Source organism: Sulfitobacter mediterraneus (assembly GCF_003054325.1).
GTDB lineage: Bacteria > Pseudomonadota > Alphaproteobacteria > Rhodobacterales > Rhodobacteraceae > Sulfitobacter > Sulfitobacter mediterraneus.
This window is the reverse complement of sequence record NZ_QBKU01000001.1, coordinates 183,057-206,069: the sequence shown is the minus strand read 5'-3', so window position 1 is coordinate 206,069 and position 23,013 is coordinate 183,057. Positions and strand designations below refer to the sequence as shown.

Below are 23,013 nucleotides of genomic sequence, written 5' to 3'. Positions count from 1 at the left end.
GCGTGCACATGTTTACAGGTTCTATGCCTGCCCTCGTCACGCCGTTTCGCAACGGCGAGCTGGATCTGGAGACCTTGAAGAAACTTGTGGAGTGGCACATCGGTGAAGGCAGTGATGGCCTTGTGCCGGTTGGGACAACAGGCGAATCGCCAACCTTGACCCACCGCGAGCATGAGATTGTCGTGGAAGAGGTGGTCAAAGCCGCTGCTGGCCGGGTTCCGGTCATTGCCGGTGCTGGGTCCAACAATACTACGGAAAGCATCCGTTTGGCCCGTCACGCCGAATCTGTTGGCGCCGATGCGGTTTTGGTGGTGACGCCCTATTACAACAAGCCAACCCAGCGCGGTTTGATCGCGCATTTCACCGCTGTGCATGATTGCTGCGACCTGCCTGTGATCATCTACAATATTCCTGGCCGGTCCGTTGTGGATATGACGCCAGCGACCATGGGTGAATTGGCCAAGCTGCCGCGCATTGTGGGCGTGAAAGATGCCACCGGCGATCTGGCGCGGGTCTGCGATCAGCGCATGACATGCGGTCCCGATTTCATCCAATTGTCTGGCGAAGATGCCACTGCCCACGGGTTCAACGCCCAAGGCGGCACGGGCTGTATTTCGGTTACGGCCAATGTGGCCCCCGCGATGCTGGCCAAGATGCAGGCGGCTTGCGCCGCTGGCGATTATCGCGCCGCGCTTGATATTCAGGACCGTCTGATGCCGCTGCACAAAGCCATCTTTACCGAGCCGGGTTTGGTGGGTGTGAAATACGCCATGTCCAAGCTTGATCTGTGTTCTGATGAGGTGCGACTGCCCCTGACTGCCCTGTCGGACGAGACCAAAGTGATGGTTGATGACGCGATGCGTCATGCGGGTTTGACCAACTAATTCAGGCATATTGGCGGGGTAATCCCCGCCTTACGGTTCCGGGTTGCGGTTTGCTGGGCTTCGTCCCACCATGCGCGGAAAACAACCCGGAGCCTTTTTCATGAATATTCTGCCCACCATCGCCGACAGCGTCCCCGAGCTGGAGGACATTTTCCGTGACCTTCATGCGCATCCCGAGATCGGCTTTACCGAAGTGCGCACCAGCGGCATCGTTGCGGAAAAGCTGCGCAGTTATGGTGTGGACGAGGTGCATGAGGGTTTGGGCAAGACCGGTGTTGTCGGGATCATTCGCGGCAAGGGGCAGGGCAATCGCCGTGTGGGTCTGCGGGCCGATATGGATGCGCTGCCGATCCATGAAGCCACGGGCCTGCCTTACGCGTCAAAGAACGACGGTGTGATGCATGCATGTGGTCATGACAGCCACACCACGATGCTGCTGGGCGCTGCGAAACATCTGGCAGCAACGCGGGATTTTGACGGCACTGCAGTGGTGGTGTTTCAGCCTGCCGAAGAGGGGCTTGGCGGGGCCAAACAGATGCTGGCGGATGGCTTGTTTGAACATTTTCCCTGTGATGAGATTTTCGGGATGCACAACCATCCCAATGGCAAGCCCGGCAAGGTGGGGATTTGCAAGGGGCAGGCAATGGCAGGGGCGGCGTTCTTTGACATCCATATCAAAGGCAAAGGCAGCCATGCCGCCAAGCCAAACGATTCTCGCGATGCACTGATCATTGCCGCATCGCTGGCCAGCGAGATGCAAACCATCCTCAGCCGCAACATCCCCGCCCAAGAGGTTCTGGTGATGTCGATCACTCAGATCCATTCGGGATCGGCTTATAATGTGGTGCCAGAGACCGCGACATTGGCGGGCACGGTGCGCTATTTCGCGGATGAGATGTATGAACTGGCCGCGCAGCGGATGCAGGCCCTTTGTGACGGCTTTGCAATCGCACATGGGGTCGAGATCACGCTTGATCTGCGGTCCGTGTTCGACGTTTTGATCAACGATGATGAACTGTCGGATGTCTATATGCAGGCGGCGGGTGATATTGTCGGGGTTGAAAACCTTGATCCACAGGCGCCACCTGTCACTGGGTCAGAGGATTTTGCCGATATGCTGCGTGTGGTGCCGGGCGCTTATTGCACGGTTGGACATGGCGGCACTGCGCCTCTGCACAACCCTGAGTATGTTCTGGATACCTCAATCTTGCCCGTTGGCGCATCGATTATGGCGCGTGTGGTTGAGGTGCGTTTGCCGATGTCGTGATTTGTCGTGGTGGCGGGGTGAACCCCGCCCTACGCTACAGATGGCAGCGTCAATTCCATTTGCGGCAGAACCCGTCCGGGAATGGATCCTGATGGCACCTCGCGGACTGTTTCGAATCCCATCGCTTGGTAAAACGACACCGCTGCCGGATCAGCGTCCAGCTTGAGCAGGGACATTCCCTGCGACCTCGCGGCGGCTTGGACTTGGCCCCAAAGGGCGCGGCCAACGCCCTGCCGTTTGGCATCGGGATCAATAAAGAAGGTCGATATTGTGCCTTGGCCCGTGGCCCTGTCTGGATCGAGCGTGACGCAGCCGCACAGCGCGCCCTGTGCCACCGCCACCCAGAAATTGCCTGCGGCGATCCGTGCGGGCGTCACGCGCAACTCATCCGCACAGGCCGCCATAAAGGCGTCATCATAGCCGTTGGATTGCTTGGAACGCATCACCAGATCAGTGAGCGCCTCTGCCTCATCGGGGCGGGCCGGACGCAGGGTCAACTCCATCTCGATCAACGTTTGCCGTAGTAAAGACCAACCACGTGTTCAGCCTCGGCAAAGAACAACCAACGCGCCGCCAGGACGCCCGCCACATGGGCCAGCACCGCGACAACTGCCAACAGGTGATTGAACGGCAACAACAGCAGGACCACCGGCAACACCGCCATCAGAGAAATGGCGATCAGGCGCAGTTTTTGGGCGTGCTTGCGTCCGATCACATGCACAAATTCCCGTAGCAAATAGTTGGTGCCGGTGTGGGGCGGCTCAAACGCGCGGGGGGTGCCAATGTGGCCCAGCTGGGTTGCGCTGGCCAGATCACTGCCAGAGTTTCCAAAGGCCTTGTCGCCCATCACCCATGTTGCGGCCTGAATGATCCCCGAGACAATCAGCAGGCCAATCGCCCAAGTGACCTGTCCCGCCAAAAGGGCGCCGCCAGCAATACTGAGCGACAGGAAATTGGCCGGGGTCAGCGGCATATTCCAGCGCGGCACTGTCTTGAGTTGGGCATAGATCATCGAGGTTGTGAACACTGTGCCCAGGGCAAACAAGGCGCCGATCAGGCCCAGTACGGTCCAGCGGCTGTCAAAGAACACGAGGCCGATGCCATAGACCGCCAGAATGACCAGTGCCAGAACAGCGCACCAGCCTTCACGGCTGAGCCAACTACTGCGCCATTGGGTGAAGGCTTTGAGCGCCCGTTCGGGGTGCCCAAGGTGGAAGGTCGAGGAGATCAGCCCGCCCACCGCCAGCAGATAAGCGATGGTGAAAAAGGCAAAGGCAGAGAAGCCAGTGACGCCCGGTATGCCAAGGCCAAGCCAGAACAGCAGGCCAAAGCCAAGGCCGGAGAAGGTGGAGAAAAAGATAACAGAAGGGGCCGGATGCATCAGAGTTTCTCCAGTGTTTTGTCGAGCCAGCCAAGAAAGCCTTTGGGCTCTTGCGCCACGGGTTCAAGGAAGGGTGCCAGCACATCAAATTCGGGCAGCGCATCCTTGGGGCGTGGCGGTAGGTATTTGTTCACGGGTTTGGTGCCCTGTTCCGGCATCAGATCAACCCCGCCGCGTTCCGCAACCAATTGGCTGACGGTGCTGTCCGGATCGCCCAGATCGCCGAAATGGCGCGCGCCAGCGGGGCACGTGCGCACGCAAGATGGAACGCGGTCCACCTCGGGTAGGTTTTCATTATAGATCCGGTCCACGCAGAGGGTGCATTTTTTCATCACTTTCTCTTCCTGGTCCATTTCGCGGGCGCCGTATGGGCAGGCCCAAGCGCATAGGCCACAGCCGATACAATCGCTTTCGTTGACCAGAACGATGCCATCTTCGACACGTTTGTAGCTGGCGCCGGTCGGGCAAACTGTGACGCAAGGCGCGTCTTCGCAGTGTAGGCAGGACTTTGGAAAGTGGATCAGCTGGGCATGGCCTTCGGCCGGTTGGATCTCATAGGAATGCACGCGGTTGAGGAATGTGCCGGACGGATCCGCACCGTAAGGGTCTTGGTCCGACAGCGGTGCGCCGTAGTTTTCGGTGTTCCAGCCCTTGCAGGAAATCACACAAGCGTGGCAGCCGACACAGGTGTCCAGATCAATGACGAGGCCGAGTTTCTTGTCGGTTTGTTGAGGCAGGGTTGTCATATGCGGCGCTCCTGTTTGATGTCGGACCGGGGGCCAGCCCCCGGACCCCCGGAATATTTATAGCCAAAAAGGGAGAGGGTCATTTGCCCACCTTCCATGCCAGTTTGTCTGGTCCCTGACCTACGGGGGAATTGATCGGCGGATATTCAGGCCGTGATTGTTTTGGGGCTTCGGCCTTTTCGATGCGGACCTTAAGATCGAACCAAGCGGCCTGACCGGTGATTGGGTCGGAGTTGGCCCAGCGCATGCCGTCACCTTTGGGGGGCAGCAGTTCGTGGATCAAATGGTTGAGCAGGAAACCTTTGGTGGCCTCTGGTGCGTCTTTGTCCAGCGCCCATGCGCCTTTGCGTTTGCCAATGGCGTTCCAGGTCCAGACCGTGTTGTCGTTGAGCGCCGCCATTTCCATCACCGGCACGGTGATCTCGCCATGAGGGGAGGACACCCGCGCCCAATCGCCATCGGACAGGTCATGCTGGCGCATCAGTTTGGTAGGCAGGTACAGCGGGTTGTGGCCGTGCAGTTGGCGCAGCCAAGCGTTTTGCGACCCCCATGAGTGGTACATCGCCATGGGGCGTTGGGTCAGGGCGTTGACGGTATAGCCTTCGTTGCCTTGTTGGTCAGTCTCATACCAGATCGGCAGAGGCGACATGGTGTGTTTGATCCGTTCGCGCAGGTGGTCGGGCGGTTGAACGTCGCCGTGGCCTTCAGCGGCCAGCTGGAATTTGCGCATCGGCTCGACGTAGAGGTTGAACAGATAGGGTTGCGGCGCATCAAAAAGGCCCATACCCACAGCCCAGTCCTGATAGGCGCGGTTCCATGGTTTGTAGTAATTGGCGCCCTCGGGGATGTGTTCGACAAAGAAGCCGCCGTTTTCGATGTAGTTTTCGATCTGGCTTTCGTTGACGCCGCCGCGCCCCGATTGCAGGCCGTTTTCGCCCATGCGCCAGCCGGCCAGTGGGCCAATGCCGGGGCGGCGTTCGTGGTTGGTGATGTAGTCGGCATAGTCGGCGTATTTCTGACTGCCGTCATCGTTGACAAATCCGGGCAGGCCCAGTTTTGCGCCCAGATCACAAAGCGCCGATTGGAAGCCTTTGACGTTGCGGTCCGGTTCCACCACCGGCCAGCGGATCGCATCGGCCGCCGCGTCTGCCTCGCAGATCGGGCGATCCAGCAGCGAGATACAATCGTGCCGTTCCAGATAGGTGGTGTCGGGCAGGATCAGATCGGCATAGGCAACCATTTCGGAGGAATAGGCGTCGGAATAGATGATATGCGGGATCACGTAACCGCCGTTTTCATCCTTGTCCGTCAGCATCTCCATCACGCCGCCGGTGTTCATCGATGAGTTCCACGACATGTTCGCCATATACATAAACAGCGTGTCGATCTTGTATGGATCACCAGCGTGGGCGTTTGAGATCACCATATGCATCAGCCCGTGGGACGACATTGGGTTGTCCCAAGTGAAGGCCTTGTCGATGCGGGCGGCGGTGCCGTCGGGTTTCAGCGCGAGGTCTTCGGGACCGTGTACAAAGCCAAGGTGCGGACCATTCAGCGGTGCGCCGGGGGTCATGCCCACATGGGGTTTAGGGTGTGCTTTGGCGGGTTTTGGATAGGGCGGTTTGAAACGGAAACCGCCGGGGACTTCGACCGTGCCGAGGATGATTTGCAGGACATGCAAGGCGCGGCAGGTTTGGAAGCCGTTGGCATGGGCTGAAATCCCGCGCATGGCGTGGAAGGACACAGGGCGGCCTGTCATCGTCCGATGTTTTTCGCCGCGAAAATCGGTCCATTCGTGATCAAGCTCAAACGCATCTTCAAAGGCGACGCGGGCCAGTTCGGCGGCGAAGGCGCGGATACGCCCCGCGGGGATGCCCACGCGATCCGCAACCGCTTCGGGGGTGTAGTCGTCAGATAGGTATTGATCGGCCATCTGGTGGAACACAGGCCGGTGCGTCACACCTTTGGCGCGGTGGGTCGCGGCAAGATCAGGTTTCACACCGGGCTGGTCAAAGGGGGTGAGTTTGCCCGTGGTGCGGTCAATGACCAGTTCCTTGCCATTCTCATCGCGCAGGAAAAGGCCGAATTCGGGCGATTTCTCATCGCCATTCACCAGCACGGGGGCATCGGTGTATTGAGCCAGGTAATTCAGGTCGATCTTGCCCGCTTTCATCAGACAATGGATCATCGACAGGATAAATAGCCCATCGGTGCCCGGCGTGATGCCGACCCAATCATCGGCAACGGCGTTGTAGCCGGTGCGGATCGGGTTCACACCGATCACACGTGCGCCGCGTTTCTTGATCTTGCCCAGACCCATCTTGATTGGGTTGGAATCGTGGTCTTCGGCCACACCAAACAGCATGAACAGCTTGGTATGGTCCCAATCTGGCTGGCCAAACTCCCAGAACGCGCCGCCCATGGTGTAGATGCCCGCAGCGGCCATATTAACGGAACAGAATCCGCCGTGGGCCGCGTAATTCGGTGTGCCAAAGGCCTGCGCCCAGAGACTGGTGAAGGATTGCGACTGATCTCGGCCAGTGAAGAACGCCAGCTTTTCTGGGTTGTCCTTGCGGATCGGTTCAAGCCAATCGGCGGCGATCTGGTAGGCCTCGTCCCAACTGATTTCTTCGAACTCGCCAGAGCCGCGCGGGCCCACCCGCTTGAGCGGTGATTTGAGCCGTGATGGCGCGTTGTGCTGCATGATGCCAGCCGAACCTTTGGCGCAGAGCACACCTTGGTTCACCGGATGGTCGCGGTTGCCCTCGATATAGGCGACTTTGCCGTCTTTCATGTGCACATTGATACCGCAGCGGCAGGCGCACATATAACAGGTGGTTTTTCGAACCTCATCTGACACATGCGGGCTCAGGTCGATCACGGGCTGTTTCTGTGTCATGGAATTTCCTGTTTGATCTTAAGAGGATGCCTGAAGTGTAGTCACGGCAATCATGTTTGTAACGTCCTGTGCGGTGCATCCGCGTGACAAATCGTTGGCGGGTTTGGACAGGCCCTGCAGCACCGGCCCGATCGCATCTGCCCCGCCGATGCGTTGTGCGATTTTATAGCCGATGTTGCCTGCATCAAGGTTGGGGAAAATTATCACATTGGCGTGGCCCGCAACGGTTGAGCCCGGCGCCTTGGATGCGCCGACCTCCGGCACGAAGGCCGCATCGAACTGCAATTCGCCATCGGCGGGAAGGTCTGGATGATCCCGTTGCAAAATTTCGACGGCGTCACTGACCTTGCTCACGGCGGGATGGCGGGCGCTGCCCTTGGTGGAAAACGACAGTAGTGCAACCCTGGGGGCATCGCCGAGAAGCTGTTTGCATGAGGCCGCAGAGGCCACTGCGATCGCTGCAAGCTCTTCGGCGTTTGGATCAATGACCAGCCCGCAATCCCCGAAGATCATGGCGCTGCGGCCTGAGGGGTGCCCATCTGGCAGGGCCATCAGGAAGAAACTGGAAACCAGCGGGGCATCTTTGGCTTTTCCGATGATTTGCAGCGCTGCGCGGACAGTGTCCGACGTGGTTGCGACCGCCCCGCCGACAGTGCCATCCGCATGACCGTTGCGCACCATCATGGCGGCGAACACCAATGGATCGCGGGCCTGGATCGCGGCGATGTCTTCGCTGACGCCCTTGTGTTTGCGCAGATCAAAATAGGTTTGGGCGAACTCATCCGTAAGGGACGAAGTTTGTGGATCTTCGACAGCGATCATTGGGCCAATCGTTGCACCCATGTCGGCCAACTGCCGATGGACCTCATCCGTGGTGCCGACAAGTGTGATCCGCGCAATCCCGGCTTGCACCGCAGAAACGGCACCGGCCACAACCCGTGGGTCGTGGCCTTCGCTGAGCACGATATGGGCAGGCCGAGCGGCGGCGCGATCTTGTAGACCTTGCAGCACGCTCATGGCTTGCCCATCCGTGTATGGTGCCCTTTGGGCATCCGTTTTATGCGCCCGCCTGTGGGCGCATGTCGTCGCGGCTGATGCCAGCCACTGCAACGGGTTTCTTCATTGCATCGCGGCGGAATGGCTCACCCAATTCCTGGTTCAGCAACACTTCGATGAATGTGGTTTTGCCATCGTTCATCTGGGCCTTGATCGCCGCGTCCAATGCGTCGGTCAATTCGTCCATGCCGGTGACCTGAACACCAACAACACCGCAGGCCTTTGCAATGGCGGAGTAATCCACGTCTTGGGCGAGTTCAGTGCCGACAAAGTTGTCGTCGAACCAGAGGGTCGTGTTCCGCTTTTCCGCACCCCATTGGTAGTTGCGGAAGATCACCATTGTGATCGGTGGCCAGTCATCGCGGCTGACCGAAACCATTTCGTTCATCGAGATGCCGAATGCGCCGTCACCGGCAAAGCCGACAACCGGAACATCGGGGCAGCCGACTTTGGCGCCCGCAATTGCAGGAAAGCCGTATCCGCAAGGGCCAAAAAGACCCGGCGCGAGGTATTTGCGGCCTGCCTCAAAGGTTGGGTAGGCATTGCCGATGGCGCAGTTGTTGCCGATGTCGGAGGAGATGATCGCCTCTTTCGGCAGCGCTGATTGGATCGCACGCCATGCCATGCGCGGGGACATCTTGCCCGGCTCACGGTCGCGGGCGCGTTCGTTCCATGTGGTGCCCGGGTCGTCGTCTTCATGATCCATGGAGGTCAGTTCCTGCGCCCAAGCGGATTTGGTTGTGCTGATCAGGTTCTTGCGATCGGCGCGGCCTGCATCACCAGCATCATCCGCCAGTTTGGACAAGATGCTGTTCGCGACTTTCTTGGCATCGCCGACGATGCCCACGGTGACCTTTTTGGTCAGGCCGATGCGGTCTGGGTTGATATCGACCTGAATGATCTTGGCGTCTGTGGGCCAGTAATCAATGCCATAGCCGGGCAGGGTCGAGAACGGGTTGAGGCGTGTGCCAAGGGCCAATACCACGTCTGCTTTGGAGATCAGTTCCATCGCCGCCTTTGAACCGTTGTAGCCCAATGGACCAACCGACAGCGGGTGTGAGCCGGGGAAGGCGTCGTTGTGTTGATAGCCGCAGCACACAGGCGCATCCAATTGCTCGGCCAGTGCCTTGGAGGCGTCAATCGCGCCACCAATCACCACGCCCGCACCGTTCAGGATGACCGGGAACTTGGCTTCGGACAGCAGCTTGGCTGCGTCGTCGATGGCCTGCTCGCCGCCGGAGGGGCGTTCAAACTCAACAATCGCGGGCAGGTCGATGTCGATCACTTGGGTCCAGAAATCGCGCGGGATGTTGATCTGGGCCGGGGCGCTGGCGCGTTTGGCTTGGATGATCACGCGGTTCAGGGTCTCGGCGATGCGGGAAGGATCGCGGACCTCTTCTTGATAGGCGACCATATCTTCGAACAGCGCCATCTGTTCGACTTCCTGGAAACCGCCCTGTCCGATGGTCTTGTTCGCGGCTTGTGGTGTGACCAGCAGCAGCGGCGTGTGGTTCCAATAGGCTGTTTTCACCGGCGTGACAAAGTTGGTGATGCCGGGGCCGTTCTGGGCGACCATCATCGAAACTTTGCCAGTGGCGCGGGTGTATCCATCGGCCATCATGCCAGCGTTGCATTCGTGGGCACAGTCAAAGAACTTGATGCCCGCAGCCGGGAACAGGTCGGAAATGGGCATCATGGCAGAGCCGATGATCCCAAAGGCATTGTCGATGCCGTGCATCTGAAGGACTTTTACAAATGCTTCTTCGGTGGTCATTTTCATGGCGGTTCATCCTTAGGATTGGAGGAGCGGGGCGAATCCCGTAAATTGGCTGATTGCAAACTAAAGTTTGCGCGATGGCGGCGTTAGGTCCAGTCCCGAAAGGGGGATAACGCCAGCCTAGTGAATGTGCTTCATTTCCTGTGCGATCAAATTGACCCCTTCGGTGATCCGGGCGGTCGGGATGGAGGAGTAGGCGAGACGGTAGTAGTTTTGCGGTTGATGATCACCGGCAAAAAAGGCGCGGCCCGGTTCGATCAAAACGCCCTTGGGGTGCAATCGGCGGGCCAGTTCATCCGTGTTGATCCTGTCCGGCGCGCGCATCCAAAAAGACGAGCCACCATAAGCGCCCCGGCCCGAGATTTGCAGGTCATGGGCGGCCAGCGCCTCTTCCATGACACGGCGGCGTTCATGCATCGCGGTGCCCATCCGGCGGATCAGGGCATCGTAATGGCCAAGCGACAGGAAATAGGCGGCGGTGCGTTGAATATGGCCGGGCGGGTGGCGCAGCACGCTGGCCCTGAGGGCGCGTGCCTCTCGAATGAAGGGTTCAGATCCCACCAGATAACCCAGCCGTAGCCCCGGAAACAGGGATTTGGAGAAACTGCCGACATAAACAACTCGGCCATCCGTATCGAGGGATTTGAGTGCTGGCGAAGGAGATTTGAGAAAGGACATCTCGAACTCGTAGTCATCCTCGACGATGATGGCCTCCAGCTCTCGGGCGCGTTCAAGCAAGGCACGGCGGCGGTCCATCGGCATGGTGGCATTGGTCGGGCATTGATGGCTGGGCGTGCTGAAAATCACATCGGTATCGGGCGGGATGGCATCGGGTGGCAGACCGTCTTGATCCACGCGCACAGGGGTTACATGGCAACGTGATTGCGACAGGATATCGCGCAACGCCGGATAACAGGGATCTTCCAACGCGGCGCGGCGACGTTGGGTCAGCAAAACCTGAGTTGTCAGCCAAAGAGCATTCTGTGCACCAAGGGTGATCAGGATCTGCTCGGGACGCGCGGATATGCCCCGGCGCGGCAAGGTGTGGCGGGCGATAAATTCGATCAGCTGCGGATCATCCTGATCAAAATAATCCGCCGTCAGAGCGGAGAAATCTCGTTGCCCCAAAGCTTGCAACGCACAAAGCCGCCAATTGGCGTGATCAAACAGATTTGGATCGGCCTGACCATAGATGAAAGGATACCGGAATTTGGCCCAATCCTGCGGTTTGCCCGGCACGACACTGGCCCCGAAACGCCGCCCGATGGCGCGGTTCCAATCGACGGCTTCCTGATTTTCCGTGGTGGGGCTGAAGTTCGGCGGAGAGGGCGCGTTTTCGGAAACAAAGTAGCCTGAGCGCCCTTTCGAGGTCAGGTAGTCATTTGCCAAAAGTTCTGTGTAAGCAATCGTGACTGTGATCCGGCTAACCCCGAGGTGCAGTGCCAGTTTGCGGGTGGAGGGCAGTTTTTCGCCCTGCTGAAACCGGCCAGACAGAATGCCTTGGGCGATCATCTGTTGGATTTGCTGTTGCAGGGTGCCGTGGGATTCCGGGTGCAGAAAGAATGTTTCGACCGGAAGAGCCATCTGAATCCTTTAAACTGGCATTACGTTGGGCCAGATTTGGTATTACGGTTGCGCGAAATTGAACCTCTAGTGGCGTAAAATTTGCCGATAATCAATAGTCATGTGCTGCAAATCGAGACATTTGGTATTGAAAAACGGAAAAATGGTCGCGAAGCGGAAATCTCTTTGCCGCTCTTCGACCTCTTGAAATTTGAATATTGTGAATGTGAAAACCCCCGGATCAACCGGGGGTTTTTGACGTTTCGAACCGGGCCGTTTTAGGGGCAGGCAGCGGTATAGCGCTGGCCGGCAGAATTCTCATATACGCATTGGCCCGATTGCGTCTTGCCGATGTAGTTGCCCGCAGCGGCACCTGCTGCGCCGCCGATCAATGCGCCCACGACCTTGTCGTCGTCATTTGATACAGCCGCGCCCGCCGCCGCGCCGAGGGCTGCACCGGTCAATGCGCCTTGGTTGGCGGATGTTCCGCTACAGGCAGCCAAAGCGGCGATCATCGGTACGGTCATCAGAAACTTTTTCATCGTTACTCTCCCAAATGGTTACGGGAGCCAACGTCTACCGGTCGGAAGAGTTCCGGTTTTGGTAGGTGAGAACGGGCAGGGCAGCAAAAAACCGCCGGACTGCACCGGCGGTTTTGAGTGGTCTACAGCCCGTGCTTTTTAGCCAAAGACACGGCCCAGCGCACCGTCAACGGCGCTGACGATCTGATTGATGTCGTCCTTTGTAGCGATCAAGGCAGGCGAGAAACACAATGTGTTGTTCTTGCCCGGCAGTGACCGGTTGGTCGCACCGATAATCACACCTTGTTGCATGCAGTCCCCTACGACCTGCTGCACGAGGCCTTCGGCTACAGGGGTGCGGCTGTCGCGGTCCTCGACCAGTTCGGCGCCAAGGAACAGGCCCTTGCCGCGCACTTGGCCGATCACGGCGTGCTTGTCCGCCAGCGCATTGAGTTCATCCAACATATGGTGGCCCATGTCGGTGGTGTTTTGCAGCAGGTTTTCATCCTCGATGATCGCCATGTTTTCGATACCTGCGGTTGGCCCGGCCGTGCAGCCCCCAAAAGTCGAAATATCGCGGAAGTAGTTCATTGGGTCAGAGGCATCGTCCTTGAACATGTTGAACACCTCTTCGGTGGTCACAAGACAGGCGATCGCGGCATATCCAGAGGCCACACCTTTGGCCATGGTCACCATATCGGGCTTGATGCCGTAATGCTGATACCCGAACCATGTGCCTGTCCGGCCAACGCCGCAGACCACTTCGTCGATGTGCAGCAGGATGTCATATTTCTTGCAGATTTCCTGCACGCGGTCCCAATAGCCTTCGGGCGGGGTGATCACGCCGCCGCCAGCGGTCACCGGCTCAAGGCAAAGGGCGCCGACGGTGTCTGGCCCTTCGGCAAGGATTACTTTTTCGATCTGATCCGCCGCCCAGACGCCGTAGTTTTCCTGCGGTGCACCGTCTTGTTCAAAGGCACGGTATTCAAGGCAATGTGGCACCCGCACAAACCCGTCGGTGAAAGGCCCGTATTGTGCATTGCGCTCATCCTGACCGCCAGCGGACAGACAGGCGATGGTGGTGCCGTGATAATCACGGTCGCGATAGAGGATCTTGTGCTTCTTGCCGCCATACCGCTTGTGTGCAATCTGGCGGACCATCTTAAAGCCCTTCTCGTTCGCTTCGGAGCCCGAGTTGCAATAGTAGACACGGCTCATGCCGGGCATCTTGTCGATCAGCATCTCGGCAAAGTTTGAGCCGGGGATAGAGCCCGCGGATCCGGCGAAATAGTTCAGTTTGATAAGCTGATCGCGCACGGCATTGGCGATGCGTTCGCGGCCATAGCCGACATTAACGGTCCAGACACCACCGGACACAGCATCAAGGTGCTCTTTGCCCTTTTGGTCCCAGACGCGCATGCCTTTGCCTTCGACAATGATGCGCGGATCGGTGGTTTCATAGGGTTTGTGCTGGCTCAGGTGATGCCAGATATGCGCGCGGTCTGCTTCGACAACGCGGGAAATGTCGTTTTCATTGAAGTTGCCGTCCATGGTGCCAGACCTTTCGTTGCGCGGGTTAAGTGGATGAAATCAAGACGCACTGCGCCTGTCTAGGTCAATCTTTGCTGTTTGAATGCAGAATCAAGTAGGGCCAGATCATTCGTATTGTTAGCGCCAGAAATCAAGGCTGTCCAATATGATGGTTGGGGTGTCCGGCCTTGCAAGGTTGTTGTGAGATCCAGCTTTGACTTCGGCAGTGTTGGCTGACTTCAACCACATCAGGGCATTGGTCTTTGCGCCAGTAAATGAAGGGGGCCTGCCATCTATTGAGGCCGTACTGCAGCGGGCGGGTGTATCCTTCCGCGCCGCTTTGCCATGATCCCCTGTATCGGGCCAGTTCCTGACCCTGCGGCATTTCAATGGTTTGTTTTGGCGCAACTGGACTCATGCAGGGGTGGGAAGTGGACGTTTATTATTGGCCTCGATTCCCGCCAAAATTTTAGCAGGTCAGATATTCTCGCTTGAGCAGCCGTCTTTTGGATTACTCAAATGGGAGATGTGACAAAACGCAAGTTCGGCAGAGAAGGTTGCCCAATTCGCAGATAAAATACATGCTGGTGTCGCACACCAACTGACATCGTCGCAGATTTTCCACATAGTGCTAAGGTACATGTGGGCACATGCATCACAAAATGAGACCGGCAAAACATGCCGGCGTACTTAACCAACAAACCGGCTCGGACAGGCCGGACAAAAGATCAACAGGGAGATTGTTATGATCAAGAAGACAGCAACAGGATTTGTAGCGGGCGCCGTAATGGCGATGACCGGTCAGGCCGCGATGGCCGATGGTCACGGTGAAATCACCGTCGGTTACTTCCTCGAATGGCCAATGCCATTCCTCGCAGCAAAAGCATCGGGCGCCTACGACGAAGCGCTGGGTATGAAAGTAAACTGGGTTTCTTTCGAAACCGGTACAGCAATGTCTGCGGCGATGGCCTCGGGTGATGTACAGATTTCCGTCTCGCAGGGTGTTCCACCTTTCGTTGTCGCCACATCTGGCGGTCAGGATCTTCAGATCATCGACGTTGCGGTGTCCTATTCAGAAAACGACAACTGCGTTGTCCGCTCTGATCTGGAAATCGACAAAGACAGCGCTGGCGAACTGGCCGGGAAAAAAGTCGCCGTGCCGCTGGGCACTGCTGCGCACTACGGCTTCCTGCGCCAGATGGGCCACTTCGGTGTTGATGTCTCTTCCTTGCAGGTTGTGGACATGGCGCCACCAGAAGGCGCAGCGGCACTCAGCCAGGGCGCAGTGGACTTTGCTTGCGGTTGGGGCGGTGGCCTCGCGCGGATGAAAGAATACGGCAACATCCTTTTGACCGGTGCTGAAAAGCAGGAACTGGGCATTCTGGTGTTTGACGTGACTTCCGCACCCGCGGCTTTCCTTGCTGAAAACGGCGATACAGCTGCCAAGTTTGCCGCTGTAACAGCCGCTGCAAACGCAGACTGGAAAGCAAACCAGAGCGACGAAATGCTCGCTGTGATCGCGAAAGAATCCGGCATGGACGTTGATGCGACCAAAGCATCCATCTCCACGTTTGAATTCCCATCCGTAGAAGAGCAGCTGTCAGCCGCATGGTTTGGTGGCAACGCGGCGTCCTTCATGAAGGGTGTGGCAGACGTGTTTGTCGAAGCAGGGTCCATCGACTCCGCGCTCGACAGCTATGAAGGCACAGTAAACACTGGTCCACTCGAAGCTGCCAAAGACATGTAATCTAGAAGGGGCGGTGTGGCCGTGAGGGCCGCACCGCCCTTTTTCCAATGAAACAGAGGTGGGGAAAACCCTGCCCTTTGATCCCTGACGGGGGTGGGACGCGGAATTATGACCGGACTCTCCATTGATAAACTGTCGATGCGCTTTGATCTGCCGGATGGCGGACACGTGCAAGCGCTGCAAGATGTGTCGATTGACCTCAAAGCGGGCGAACTGCTGAGTGTGCTGGGGCCATCGGGCTGCGGTAAGACAACGCTGCTCAATATCGTTGCGGGTTTTCTCGCGCCGACCTCCGGTGTGATGACCCTGAATGGTCACACGATCACCGGCCCTGACGCCGAGCGCGGCATGGTGTTTCAGCAAGGCGCGTTGTTCGAATGGATGAGCGTGCGTGAGAACGTGGGTTTTGGCCCGTCGATGAAAAGCATGCCCAAGAACGACAAAGCCGAGATCGTTGACCATCTGCTGGATGTGGTCGGCTTGCAGGATTTTAAAGAGAAAGCCGTTTACGAGCTTTCGGGCGGGATGCAGCAGCGTGTGGCTTTGGCCCGCTGTTTGGCCAATGACCCTGATGTGATCTTGATGGACGAACCGCTGGGCGCGCTTGATGCCTTGACCCGTGAAAAAATGCAAAGTCTCGTTTTGAAACTTTGGAAAGAGACCGGAAAAACGATCATCCTGATCACTCACTCCGTCGAAGAGGCACTGCTACTGGGAGAGCGTTTGATCGTGATGGCCCCGCGGCCGGGGCGCATCCACAAGGAATACCGCCTGCCGTTTGCAGAGCTGGGCGTGAATGCCGACCTGCGAGAAGTCAAGAAACATGAGGATTTCGGTCCCAAGCGCGAAGAGATCCTCAACATGATCTGGGACATGGAAGAAGAGATCATGGGCACCAAGGAGGACGCGGCATGACCGGCATTTTCTTTCTGATCATCTATGTCGCGATCTTTGTCGGCAGCGCCTTTGTGGTGACCAAACTGCTGCAAAAAGGCATTCGCGATTACACGTCTTTGAAAACTGTAACTTTCGGTGACGAAAGCGCGGTCACACCGAACCGCGCGGCGGGGGTCATTTCGATCCTGACGATTTTCCTGATGTGGGGCGTCTTCACCGGGTCCAGTCTGTTGCCATCTTTCCTGCACGCGCCGGGCCCGTTTAAGGGGACCACCAACTTTACCTATACCGCGCAAGTCGAAGGGCAGGCCCCTGATGATGCGGAGGTGACAATTCTTGTGCATCCGCGCAGTGAACCGGCTGAGGCGCCCGAAGTTGCGCCGGGTGACGGTTTTGCCAAGAACGATTCCATAGCTATCGCGCAGTGGCGCACGGGTCTGGTGCGGGTCGATAAAAATGACGAGCTGACCAAAAAGGACGGCGCCAAGGTGATTGCCATCAACGGCCAGAAGATTGCGCCGGGCGAAACTGTGAAAACCGCAGATGGTGCTGTGACATTGTCCGATAAGGGCACGCCTAACTTTGAGCCTGCAAAAGGCTGGCAGATGGAGCCGCTTTATTTGCCTGCACCCGAACAGGTTTGGTCGCGTTCGATCCAGATCCTGCAAGAGGGCTTCCGCAATTTCACCCTGCTTGAGCACCTCGGCTTTTCGCTGTTCCGGGTTGTTGTTGGGTTTATCCTTGGTGCAATCGTGGGCATTCCGCTGGGCTATGCCATGGGGCTGAGCAACTGGTTCCGGGGCTGGTTTGATCCGATTGTGGAATTCATGCGTCCTGTGCCGCCACTTGCCTTGATCCCGCTTGTGATCATCTGGGCCGGTATTGGTGAGGCAGGCAAGATTATCCTGCTGTTCCTTGCGGCGCTTTGGATCATGGCGATTGCGGCGCGGTCCGGTGTGTCTGGTGTGAAAATCTCCAAGGTGCATGCGGCCTATTCACTGGGCGCCAGCAAATGGCAGATCATGCGTCACGTGATTGTGCCGAACTCGCTGCCAGAGATCTTTACCGGTGCGCGGGTTGCGATGGGGGTTTGTTGGGGCACGGTTGTGGCCGCCGAACTGGTCGCAGCGGAGCAAGGTGCGGGTATGATGATCATGACCGCGTCAAAGTTCCAGAACACCGACATCGTGATCATGGGGATTATCCTGATTGGCGTTATCGGCTTTGGCATTGATATGCTGATGCGGGCCGCTGAGAAGTATCTCGTGCCATGGAAAGGCAAGGGCTGACCCGAGCCCGCGAAATACACCGGAGTTTTTGAAAGCTCCGGTGACAGAACACCAAAAGCGCCGGAGGCTTTCCTCCGGCGCTTTTTCTTTGATGTGTGCTTTCTTAATGCAGGCGCGTTTTACTTAAGGAAAGCAGTGCGGACTTTTGAAAAGCCCGCCACCGGTTGGAACATCCTTATTTCCCGCGCTTTGGTCCGGCCTTGCCGCCCTGCTTGCCAACCTTGTTGGGCGGGGAGAAACGCTTGGACGGATCGCTTGCGCGCTTGTAGCTGTTTGGCTCCGCCGCTGCTTTCTTGGGTGCACCCTTGGGTTTGCGCGGCGCGTCGGATGCTGGCTTCTCTTTCTTCCAAACGGCCTTGGCCTTGGGCTTGCCGGGGGCCTCGCCGTTTGATTTGGGCTTTGGCTTTGCGCCGGGCTTCATCGGGCTGCGGTCGGTCTTGTGAGACTTCGGCGGGCGTTCGCCCTTGGGGCCGCGCGGCTTTTCGAAACGTGGCTTGTCACTGCGTTCAGCGCGAACCTCGGCAACCGGATCTTCGCGGTAGGGCTTGCGCGGTTTGCGTGGCTCGGACGGCGCGTCGGAATCGTAGGATTTGCGATGCGGTTTGCCGCCCGGTTTGGGGCCGCGTTTCGGGCCTCCGGGCTTTGGGCCGCGCGGCAGGTCCGGAGGGCTGTCGAGCTGGGTGACAACAGCGCCGCCTTCAGCTTTCATGTCCGGCCCCAAGGCGTTGACAAACTTGGTCGCGGAGGATGCCAGAATTTCAACAAAGCTGTGGCTTGGCTGAACGCGGATCGCGCCGATGTCGTCTTTGGTCAGATCGCCCAAGCGGCACAGCATTGGCAGCAGGGTGCGCGGCTCTGCGCCATCATTGCGACCTGCGGAGACCGAAAACCACACAGACGGCCCAAAGGCAGGGCGCGGTTTGTCATCGCCGCGTGCGCCCGGATCGGTCAGATCTTCGGGGGCAGAGGCACGTGCGCGGTAAAGGTTCACAAATGCAGTCGCCAGTTGCTCGGGGCTGAATTGTTCCACCAGATTGGCCACAAAGGCTTCGGCGTCTTCGGGGATCGGGGCAGACCATGCATCATCGCTCAGCAGTCGTGCTTCGTCCGCGGCGTTCACCTCAGCGGCGGTTGGCGCTGCGGCCCATTCTGCCTTGAGCTTGGCCCACCCGAGGAGGCGATTGGCCTTGGTCTTCATCTTGGGTGGTACGATCAAGGCCGATACGCCCTTGCGCCCCGCACGGCCCGTCCGGCCAGAACGGTGCAACAGCGTGTCCGAATTGGACGGCAGATCAGCGTGGATCACCAGCTCCAGATTGGGCAGGTCGATCCCGCGTGCGGCAACATCGGTGGCAATGCAGACCCGCGCCCGGCCATCGCGCAGGGCTTGCAGGGCGTTGGTGCGTTCGGATTGCGTCAGTTCCCCCGACAGGGCAACGACGGAAAAGCCGCGGTTGGTGAATTTGGCGGTCAACCGCGCTACGGCGGCGCGGGTGTTGCAAAAGACGATGGCATTCTTGGCCTCGTAGAACCGCAGCACGTTGATGATTGCGTTTTCGGTGTCACGCGGGTGTACGTTCAGGGCGCGATATTCGATGTCCGCGTGTTGCTTGGCCTCGCCAACGGTGCTGATGCGTTGTGCATCACGTTGGTAGGATTGCGCCAGCTTCGCAATCGCGGCGGGCACTGTGGCGGAAAACAGCAGGGTGCGGCGGTCTTCGGGCGCTTCGGACAGGATGAACTCAAGCTCGTCGCGGAACCCGAGGTCCAGCATTTCGTCGGCCTCGTCCAGCACAACGGCGCGCAGATCGCCCAGGTCGATGTTGCCTCGCTTGATGTGATCACACAGACGCCCCGGTGTGGCGACCACAACATGTGCGCCCCGGTCCAATGCGCGGCGTTCGGTGCGCTGGTCCATACCGCCAACGCAGGTGGTGACAATCGCACCCGCCTTGCCATAGAGCCAGCTAAGCTCGCGGCTGACCTGCATGGCCAATTCGCGGGTGGGCGCGATCACCAGTGCCAGCGGCGCGGCGGCCGGACCGAAATGTTCGGCCTCTTCCAGAAGGGTCGGCGCGATGGCCAGGCCAAATCCGACAGTTTTGCCAGAGCCGGTCTGTGCCGAGACCAAAAGGTCGGCCTGCGCAAGCGCGGGGTCGGTCACGGCCTGCTGAACGGCGGTAAGAGTTTCATAGCCCTGTTGGGCTAGCGCATCTGCGATGGTCTGGATCAAGGGATCATCCTGTTCTGAAAGCATAGCCTGCAGTGCAGGCGGCCAGAGGCAGAGAGCCCCGGCGCAAGGTTGGGGCGTCGGTAAGGGTTTGCAGGGTGATTGTACATGGTGTTTATGTTTCGTGGGGTAAATGTGACCCTTGTTTTGTGGATTTTAAGAACGGTTTTGGGTATTTTGCCGTAATTTTATCTCGCAGACCTGTGGGAAAGGTTTTTTATGTCTGATGATTTTAACGCGGCGCGGGGTGATTCCGTGCCAAATGGCGGCGGGATGCTGCGGTCGGGCGGCAAGCATCCAGACGTTCTGACGATTGAGGACGTGATCACCTTCAAGCTGCGGCGGCTGGTGTTGATTGGCGAACGCGAAGGCCATCTTTGGTCCGAGGATATGTTTGATCTTAGTCTGAACGAATGGCGGCTTTTGGCGCTGATCAAGGCGCGGATGCCGGCGCGGGCGGGCGATATTGCCGATTTTATCCTGATGGACAAAAGTCAGGCCAGCCGCCTGATCAAATCCCTGCAATCCAAAGGGCTGGTTGTCACGGGCGAAGATCCAGATGATGGCCGTGCGCTGATGCTGGAGCTGACGGCTGAGGGCGACAAGGTATACAACAGCATGATGGCTGAGGTGCTGCGCAGCAATGAAGAAGTGCTTGCGCCCCTGTCCGCAGAAGAGATCGTATTGTTCAGCGATATGCTGCAACGGTTGATTGATCACAGTTATGATCATCTCGAAGGACAGATCCGCCGCGGGAACTGATCGGGGCAGCCCTGTTGGGTTTTTCAGGGCCAGGCGGCAGTGCCGTAATATTTCACTTTGGCTGCGCAGGTTTAGCGGAAAATGGGCGGAAAATGGCTTGGCCCTCTCGCCAAATGCTGTCTTTTCAATTAGAACAAATAGTGAACATATGGAGGAATGTATGCTGCCCGATTCCCCTTTTGGACAGGTGATTTCCCTGTCTCACAAACATTTGGTTCAGGATGTCCCGCGCCCCGGCGATGCCGCCGCGCCGGGGGCTGCGGTGTTGCGCGATGTGCTGGCGGGTGGTCCGTTCGATGCGGCGGCGGCGGGGTTTGTGCTGGCCGCTTTGCCCGACAGTGCCGCGCCGGTGCTTTGGGTCAGCGACCGCATGTCGCGGCGCGAAAACGGGCGGCTTTATGGGCCGGCGCTGGCGCAGTTTGGCCTCAAGGGGCCGATCCTGCGGGTCGAGGTGAGCCATCCGCGCGATGTGCTTTGGGCGATGGAAGAGGGCGCAGGCTGTGCCGGATTGGCGGCGGTGGTGGGCGAAATTCATGGCGCCCCCGAGGTGCTGAGCTTTACCGCGACCAAGCGGTTGGCACTCAGGGCCGAAACGGCGCAATTGCCGGTCTGGCTGATCCGGTCTGCCGATCATGGGGCGCTGTCGGCGGCCCGCGAACGCTGGCGGTTGTCGTCCCTGCCGTCGCAGATGCATCCGGACAATCCACAAGCGCCGGGCTTGCCGCAATGGGAGGCCGAGCTGTTTCGCGCCCGTGGTCGTGCGCCGGGGGTCTGGAGCGCGGGCTATGACTGCAGCGCCCGCACAGTCGCGGATCGTCTCCGTCTGGTTTCCCGATCTGGCGATGGACCGCTGGCGGAGGATCACCGCGCAGCAGCGGACGTTGCCGGATGAAACCGTGCCCGTGGTGCTGGCGCAGGCGGGCCGTCATGGGCCGGTGGTCTATGCGGTGAGTGTGGCGGCGCAGGCGCGAGGGATATCGGAAGGCGCACGGATCGTTGATGTGCAGGCGATCCACCCTGATCTGCATGTGGAACAGGCCGATGCACCGGGGGATCGCAAGCTGTTGGACAGGGTCGCCCATTGGGCGCGGCGCTGGTGCCCGTGGACGGTGCGCGATGGCGCGGATGGTATTGTGATGGATGTGACCGGCGCGGATCATTTGTTTGGCGGAGAGACCGCGATGCTGCGTGATATAGGCACCAGATTTCAGATGCAGGGGCTGACCGCGCGGTTGGCGATGGCGCCCACGCGCGGAGCGGCGCAGATGTTGGCGCGGTTTGGCGCGGGTCGGGTGATTTGTGATGTCGAAGATCTTGAGATGTGCCTTGCGCCGTTGCCGGTGGCGGCGCTGCGGATCGGGGCGGATACAGATCGTTTGCTACAGCGGCTGGGCCTCAAGACGCTGGGCGCCTTGATGCAGGTGCCGCGTGTGGCGTTGATGCGGCGCTTTGATCGGTTGGCCGAAGAGATCAATCCGCTGGTGTTGCTGGACCGCGCCCTTGGCCGGACGGCGGATCCGCTGAATGCGCCTGCGGATGCGCGGCATTGGCTGGCACGGGTGCGCTTGCCCGAGCCGGTGATTGATCCGTTGCCGCATCTTGAGGCACTGGCGCAGGATTTATGCGTGCAACTGGCCGAGGCGGAGCAGGGCGCGCGGCAGCTGCGGCTGACGATCTACCGCGTGGATGGCGAATGGCGCAGCCGCGATGTGGCCACGGCCAGTGCCAGCCGCGATCCGGCGCATCTGTTGCGGTTGTTGGCGGGCAAGCTGGACGGGATCGACCCCGGCTTTGGCTTTGATCTGCTGACACTTGAGGCATTGCGGGTTGAGCCGTTGGCGTTGCAACAGGACCATCTGGAGGGCCGCCGCGATGCGCAGCGGGATGTTGCGGCGTTGCTGGACCGGCTGACCGCCCGTTTGGGGCCGGACAAGATCACCTGGTCCGCCTGGGTGCAAAGCCATCTGCCCGAACGGGTGGAACATGCCCTGCCTGCGCTGGGTCATGTGGCGGGGCAAGCGCCGGTGCTGGACCGGGCGCGCCCCTTGCGCCTTCTTGATCCACCCGAAGAGATTGCGGTGCTGTACGCCGTGCCCGAAGGCCCGCCCGCCCGGTTTCGCTGGCGGCGGGTGGCCTATCTGACGCGCCGCCACGAGGGGCCGGAACGGATCGCCCCCGAATGGTGGCGCGACCGCCCCGGTACGCGGTTGCGGGATTACTACAAGGTCGAGGTCGGCGACGGACGGCGGTTCTGGATCTACCGCGAGGGGATCTTGGGCGACGGGCGCGGCGGCGATCCGCGCTGGTTCATGCAGGGGATTTTTGCGTGAGGGGCGGGCCGGCCTGCGCCTCACCAGAATGTGCGATTGGCACGGACCCAAGGCTGCTTTGCAGCCTTGGGTCCGTGCCGAGTGTAAACATTTTTGATTTGCCCCTCTGTGGATCATCCGCGCGTGAAAATCAC

At 59.1% G+C, this 23,013-nt stretch carries 18 protein-coding genes; 8 read left to right on the top strand and 10 right to left on the bottom strand.

The window, feature by feature from the left end:
- Positions 1–8 precede the first annotated feature (8 nt).
- Together dapA and C8N31_RS01140 are read left to right on the top strand one after the other, a co-directional pair.
- Positions 9–884, top strand: coding sequence for a 4-hydroxy-tetrahydrodipicolinate synthase (gene dapA, locus C8N31_RS01145; protein WP_025047112.1), 876 nt, complete (start codon positions 9–11; stop codon positions 882–884).
- A gap of 100 nt (positions 885–984) precedes the next feature.
- Entirely contained in the window at positions 985–2,151 is a 1,167-nt protein-coding gene (locus tag C8N31_RS01140) for a M20 aminoacylase family protein (protein ID WP_025047111.1), read from the top strand.
- Positions 2,152–2,180: 29 nt separating this feature from the next.
- Here the strand turns inward: C8N31_RS01140 and C8N31_RS01135 are convergent, their stop codons facing one another.
- The 9 genes from C8N31_RS01135 to C8N31_RS01095 all read right to left on the bottom strand — a co-directional run bounded on the left by C8N31_RS01135 (position 2,181) and on the right by C8N31_RS01095 (position 13,645).
- On the bottom strand, positions 2,181–2,654 hold the full coding sequence (locus tag C8N31_RS01135) for a GNAT family N-acetyltransferase (RefSeq protein ID WP_037917756.1): 474 nt from the start codon (positions 2,652–2,654) through the stop codon (positions 2,181–2,183).
- Between the two features lie 5 nt (positions 2,655–2,659).
- Entirely contained in the window at positions 2,660–3,532 is an 873-nt protein-coding gene (locus tag C8N31_RS01130) for a dimethyl sulfoxide reductase anchor subunit family protein (protein ID WP_025047109.1), read from the bottom strand.
- Positions 3,532–4,278: a 4Fe-4S dicluster domain-containing protein gene (locus tag C8N31_RS01125; protein ID WP_025047108.1), complete on the bottom strand. Its 747-nt coding sequence runs from the start codon at positions 4,276–4,278 to the stop codon at positions 3,532–3,534. The genes C8N31_RS01130 and C8N31_RS01125 overlap by 1 nt, the downstream gene beginning before the upstream one ends.
- Positions 4,279–4,357: 79 nt before the next feature.
- On the bottom strand, positions 4,358–7,177 hold the full coding sequence (locus C8N31_RS01120) for a molybdopterin oxidoreductase family protein (RefSeq protein WP_025047107.1): 2,820 nt from the start codon (positions 7,175–7,177) through the stop codon (positions 4,358–4,360).
- An 18-nt stretch (positions 7,178–7,195) separates the two neighbouring features.
- Positions 7,196–8,194, bottom strand: a complete 999-nt coding sequence (gene pta / locus C8N31_RS01115) for a phosphate acetyltransferase (protein WP_025047106.1) — start codon at positions 8,192–8,194, stop codon at positions 7,196–7,198.
- A 40-nt stretch (positions 8,195–8,234) separates the two neighbouring features.
- Complete coding sequence (xsc, locus tag C8N31_RS01110; protein WP_025047105.1) at positions 8,235–10,013, bottom strand: sulfoacetaldehyde acetyltransferase; 1,779 nt, start codon at positions 10,011–10,013, stop codon at positions 8,235–8,237.
- Positions 10,014–10,130: 117 nt separating this feature from the next.
- Positions 10,131–11,594, bottom strand: coding sequence for a MocR-like pyridoxine biosynthesis transcription factor PdxR (gene pdxR, locus C8N31_RS01105; protein WP_025047104.1), 1,464 nt, complete (start codon positions 11,592–11,594; stop codon positions 10,131–10,133).
- Between the two features lie 257 nt (positions 11,595–11,851).
- Complete coding sequence (locus C8N31_RS01100) at positions 11,852–12,115, bottom strand: YMGG-like glycine zipper-containing protein (RefSeq protein ID WP_025047103.1); 264 nt, start codon at positions 12,113–12,115, stop codon at positions 11,852–11,854.
- A 138-nt stretch (positions 12,116–12,253) separates the two neighbouring features.
- Positions 12,254–13,645: an aminotransferase family protein gene (locus C8N31_RS01095; RefSeq protein WP_025047102.1), complete on the bottom strand. Its 1,392-nt coding sequence runs from the start codon at positions 13,643–13,645 to the stop codon at positions 12,254–12,256.
- Positions 13,646–14,369: 724 nt separating this feature from the next.
- On the opposite strand from C8N31_RS01095, the gene C8N31_RS01090 reads away from it, so the two are divergent.
- From C8N31_RS01090 to C8N31_RS01080, 3 genes are all read left to right on the top strand, one after another.
- Complete coding sequence (locus C8N31_RS01090) at positions 14,370–15,371, top strand: taurine ABC transporter substrate-binding protein (RefSeq protein ID WP_025047101.1); 1,002 nt, start codon at positions 14,370–14,372, stop codon at positions 15,369–15,371.
- Between the two features lie 108 nt (positions 15,372–15,479).
- On the top strand, positions 15,480–16,286 hold the full coding sequence (locus tag C8N31_RS01085; protein ID WP_025047100.1) for a taurine ABC transporter ATP-binding protein: 807 nt from the start codon (positions 15,480–15,482) through the stop codon (positions 16,284–16,286).
- A 5-nt stretch (positions 16,287–16,291) separates the two neighbouring features.
- The gene (locus C8N31_RS01080) at positions 16,292–17,557 is read left to right on the top strand and encodes an ABC transporter permease (protein ID WP_107992341.1); all 1,266 of its coding nucleotides are present in this window, start codon (positions 16,292–16,294) and stop codon (positions 17,555–17,557) included.
- 175 nt (positions 17,558–17,732) lie between these two features.
- On the opposite strand, the gene C8N31_RS01075 is transcribed toward C8N31_RS01080, so the two are convergent.
- Positions 17,733–19,790, bottom strand: a complete 2,058-nt coding sequence (locus C8N31_RS01075) for a DEAD/DEAH box helicase (RefSeq protein ID WP_025047098.1) — start codon at positions 19,788–19,790, stop codon at positions 17,733–17,735.
- A gap of 216 nt (positions 19,791–20,006) precedes the next feature.
- Between C8N31_RS01075 and C8N31_RS01070 the strand changes: the two genes are divergently transcribed.
- The 3 genes from C8N31_RS01070 to C8N31_RS01060 all read left to right on the top strand — a co-directional run bounded on the left by C8N31_RS01070 (position 20,007) and on the right by C8N31_RS01060 (position 22,879).
- Positions 20,007–20,549, top strand: coding sequence for a MarR family winged helix-turn-helix transcriptional regulator (locus tag C8N31_RS01070; RefSeq protein ID WP_025047097.1), 543 nt, complete (start codon positions 20,007–20,009; stop codon positions 20,547–20,549).
- A gap of 160 nt (positions 20,550–20,709) precedes the next feature.
- A complete protein-coding gene (locus tag C8N31_RS01065) occupies positions 20,710–21,441 on the top strand; it encodes an ImuA family protein (protein ID WP_025047096.1) in 732 nt (243 codons plus the stop codon).
- Entirely contained in the window at positions 21,335–22,879 is a 1,545-nt protein-coding gene (locus C8N31_RS01060; protein WP_445515032.1) for a Y-family DNA polymerase, read from the top strand. Before C8N31_RS01065 ends, C8N31_RS01060 begins: the two co-directional genes overlap by 107 nt.
- The last annotated feature ends 134 nt before the right edge of the window (positions 22,880–23,013 follow it).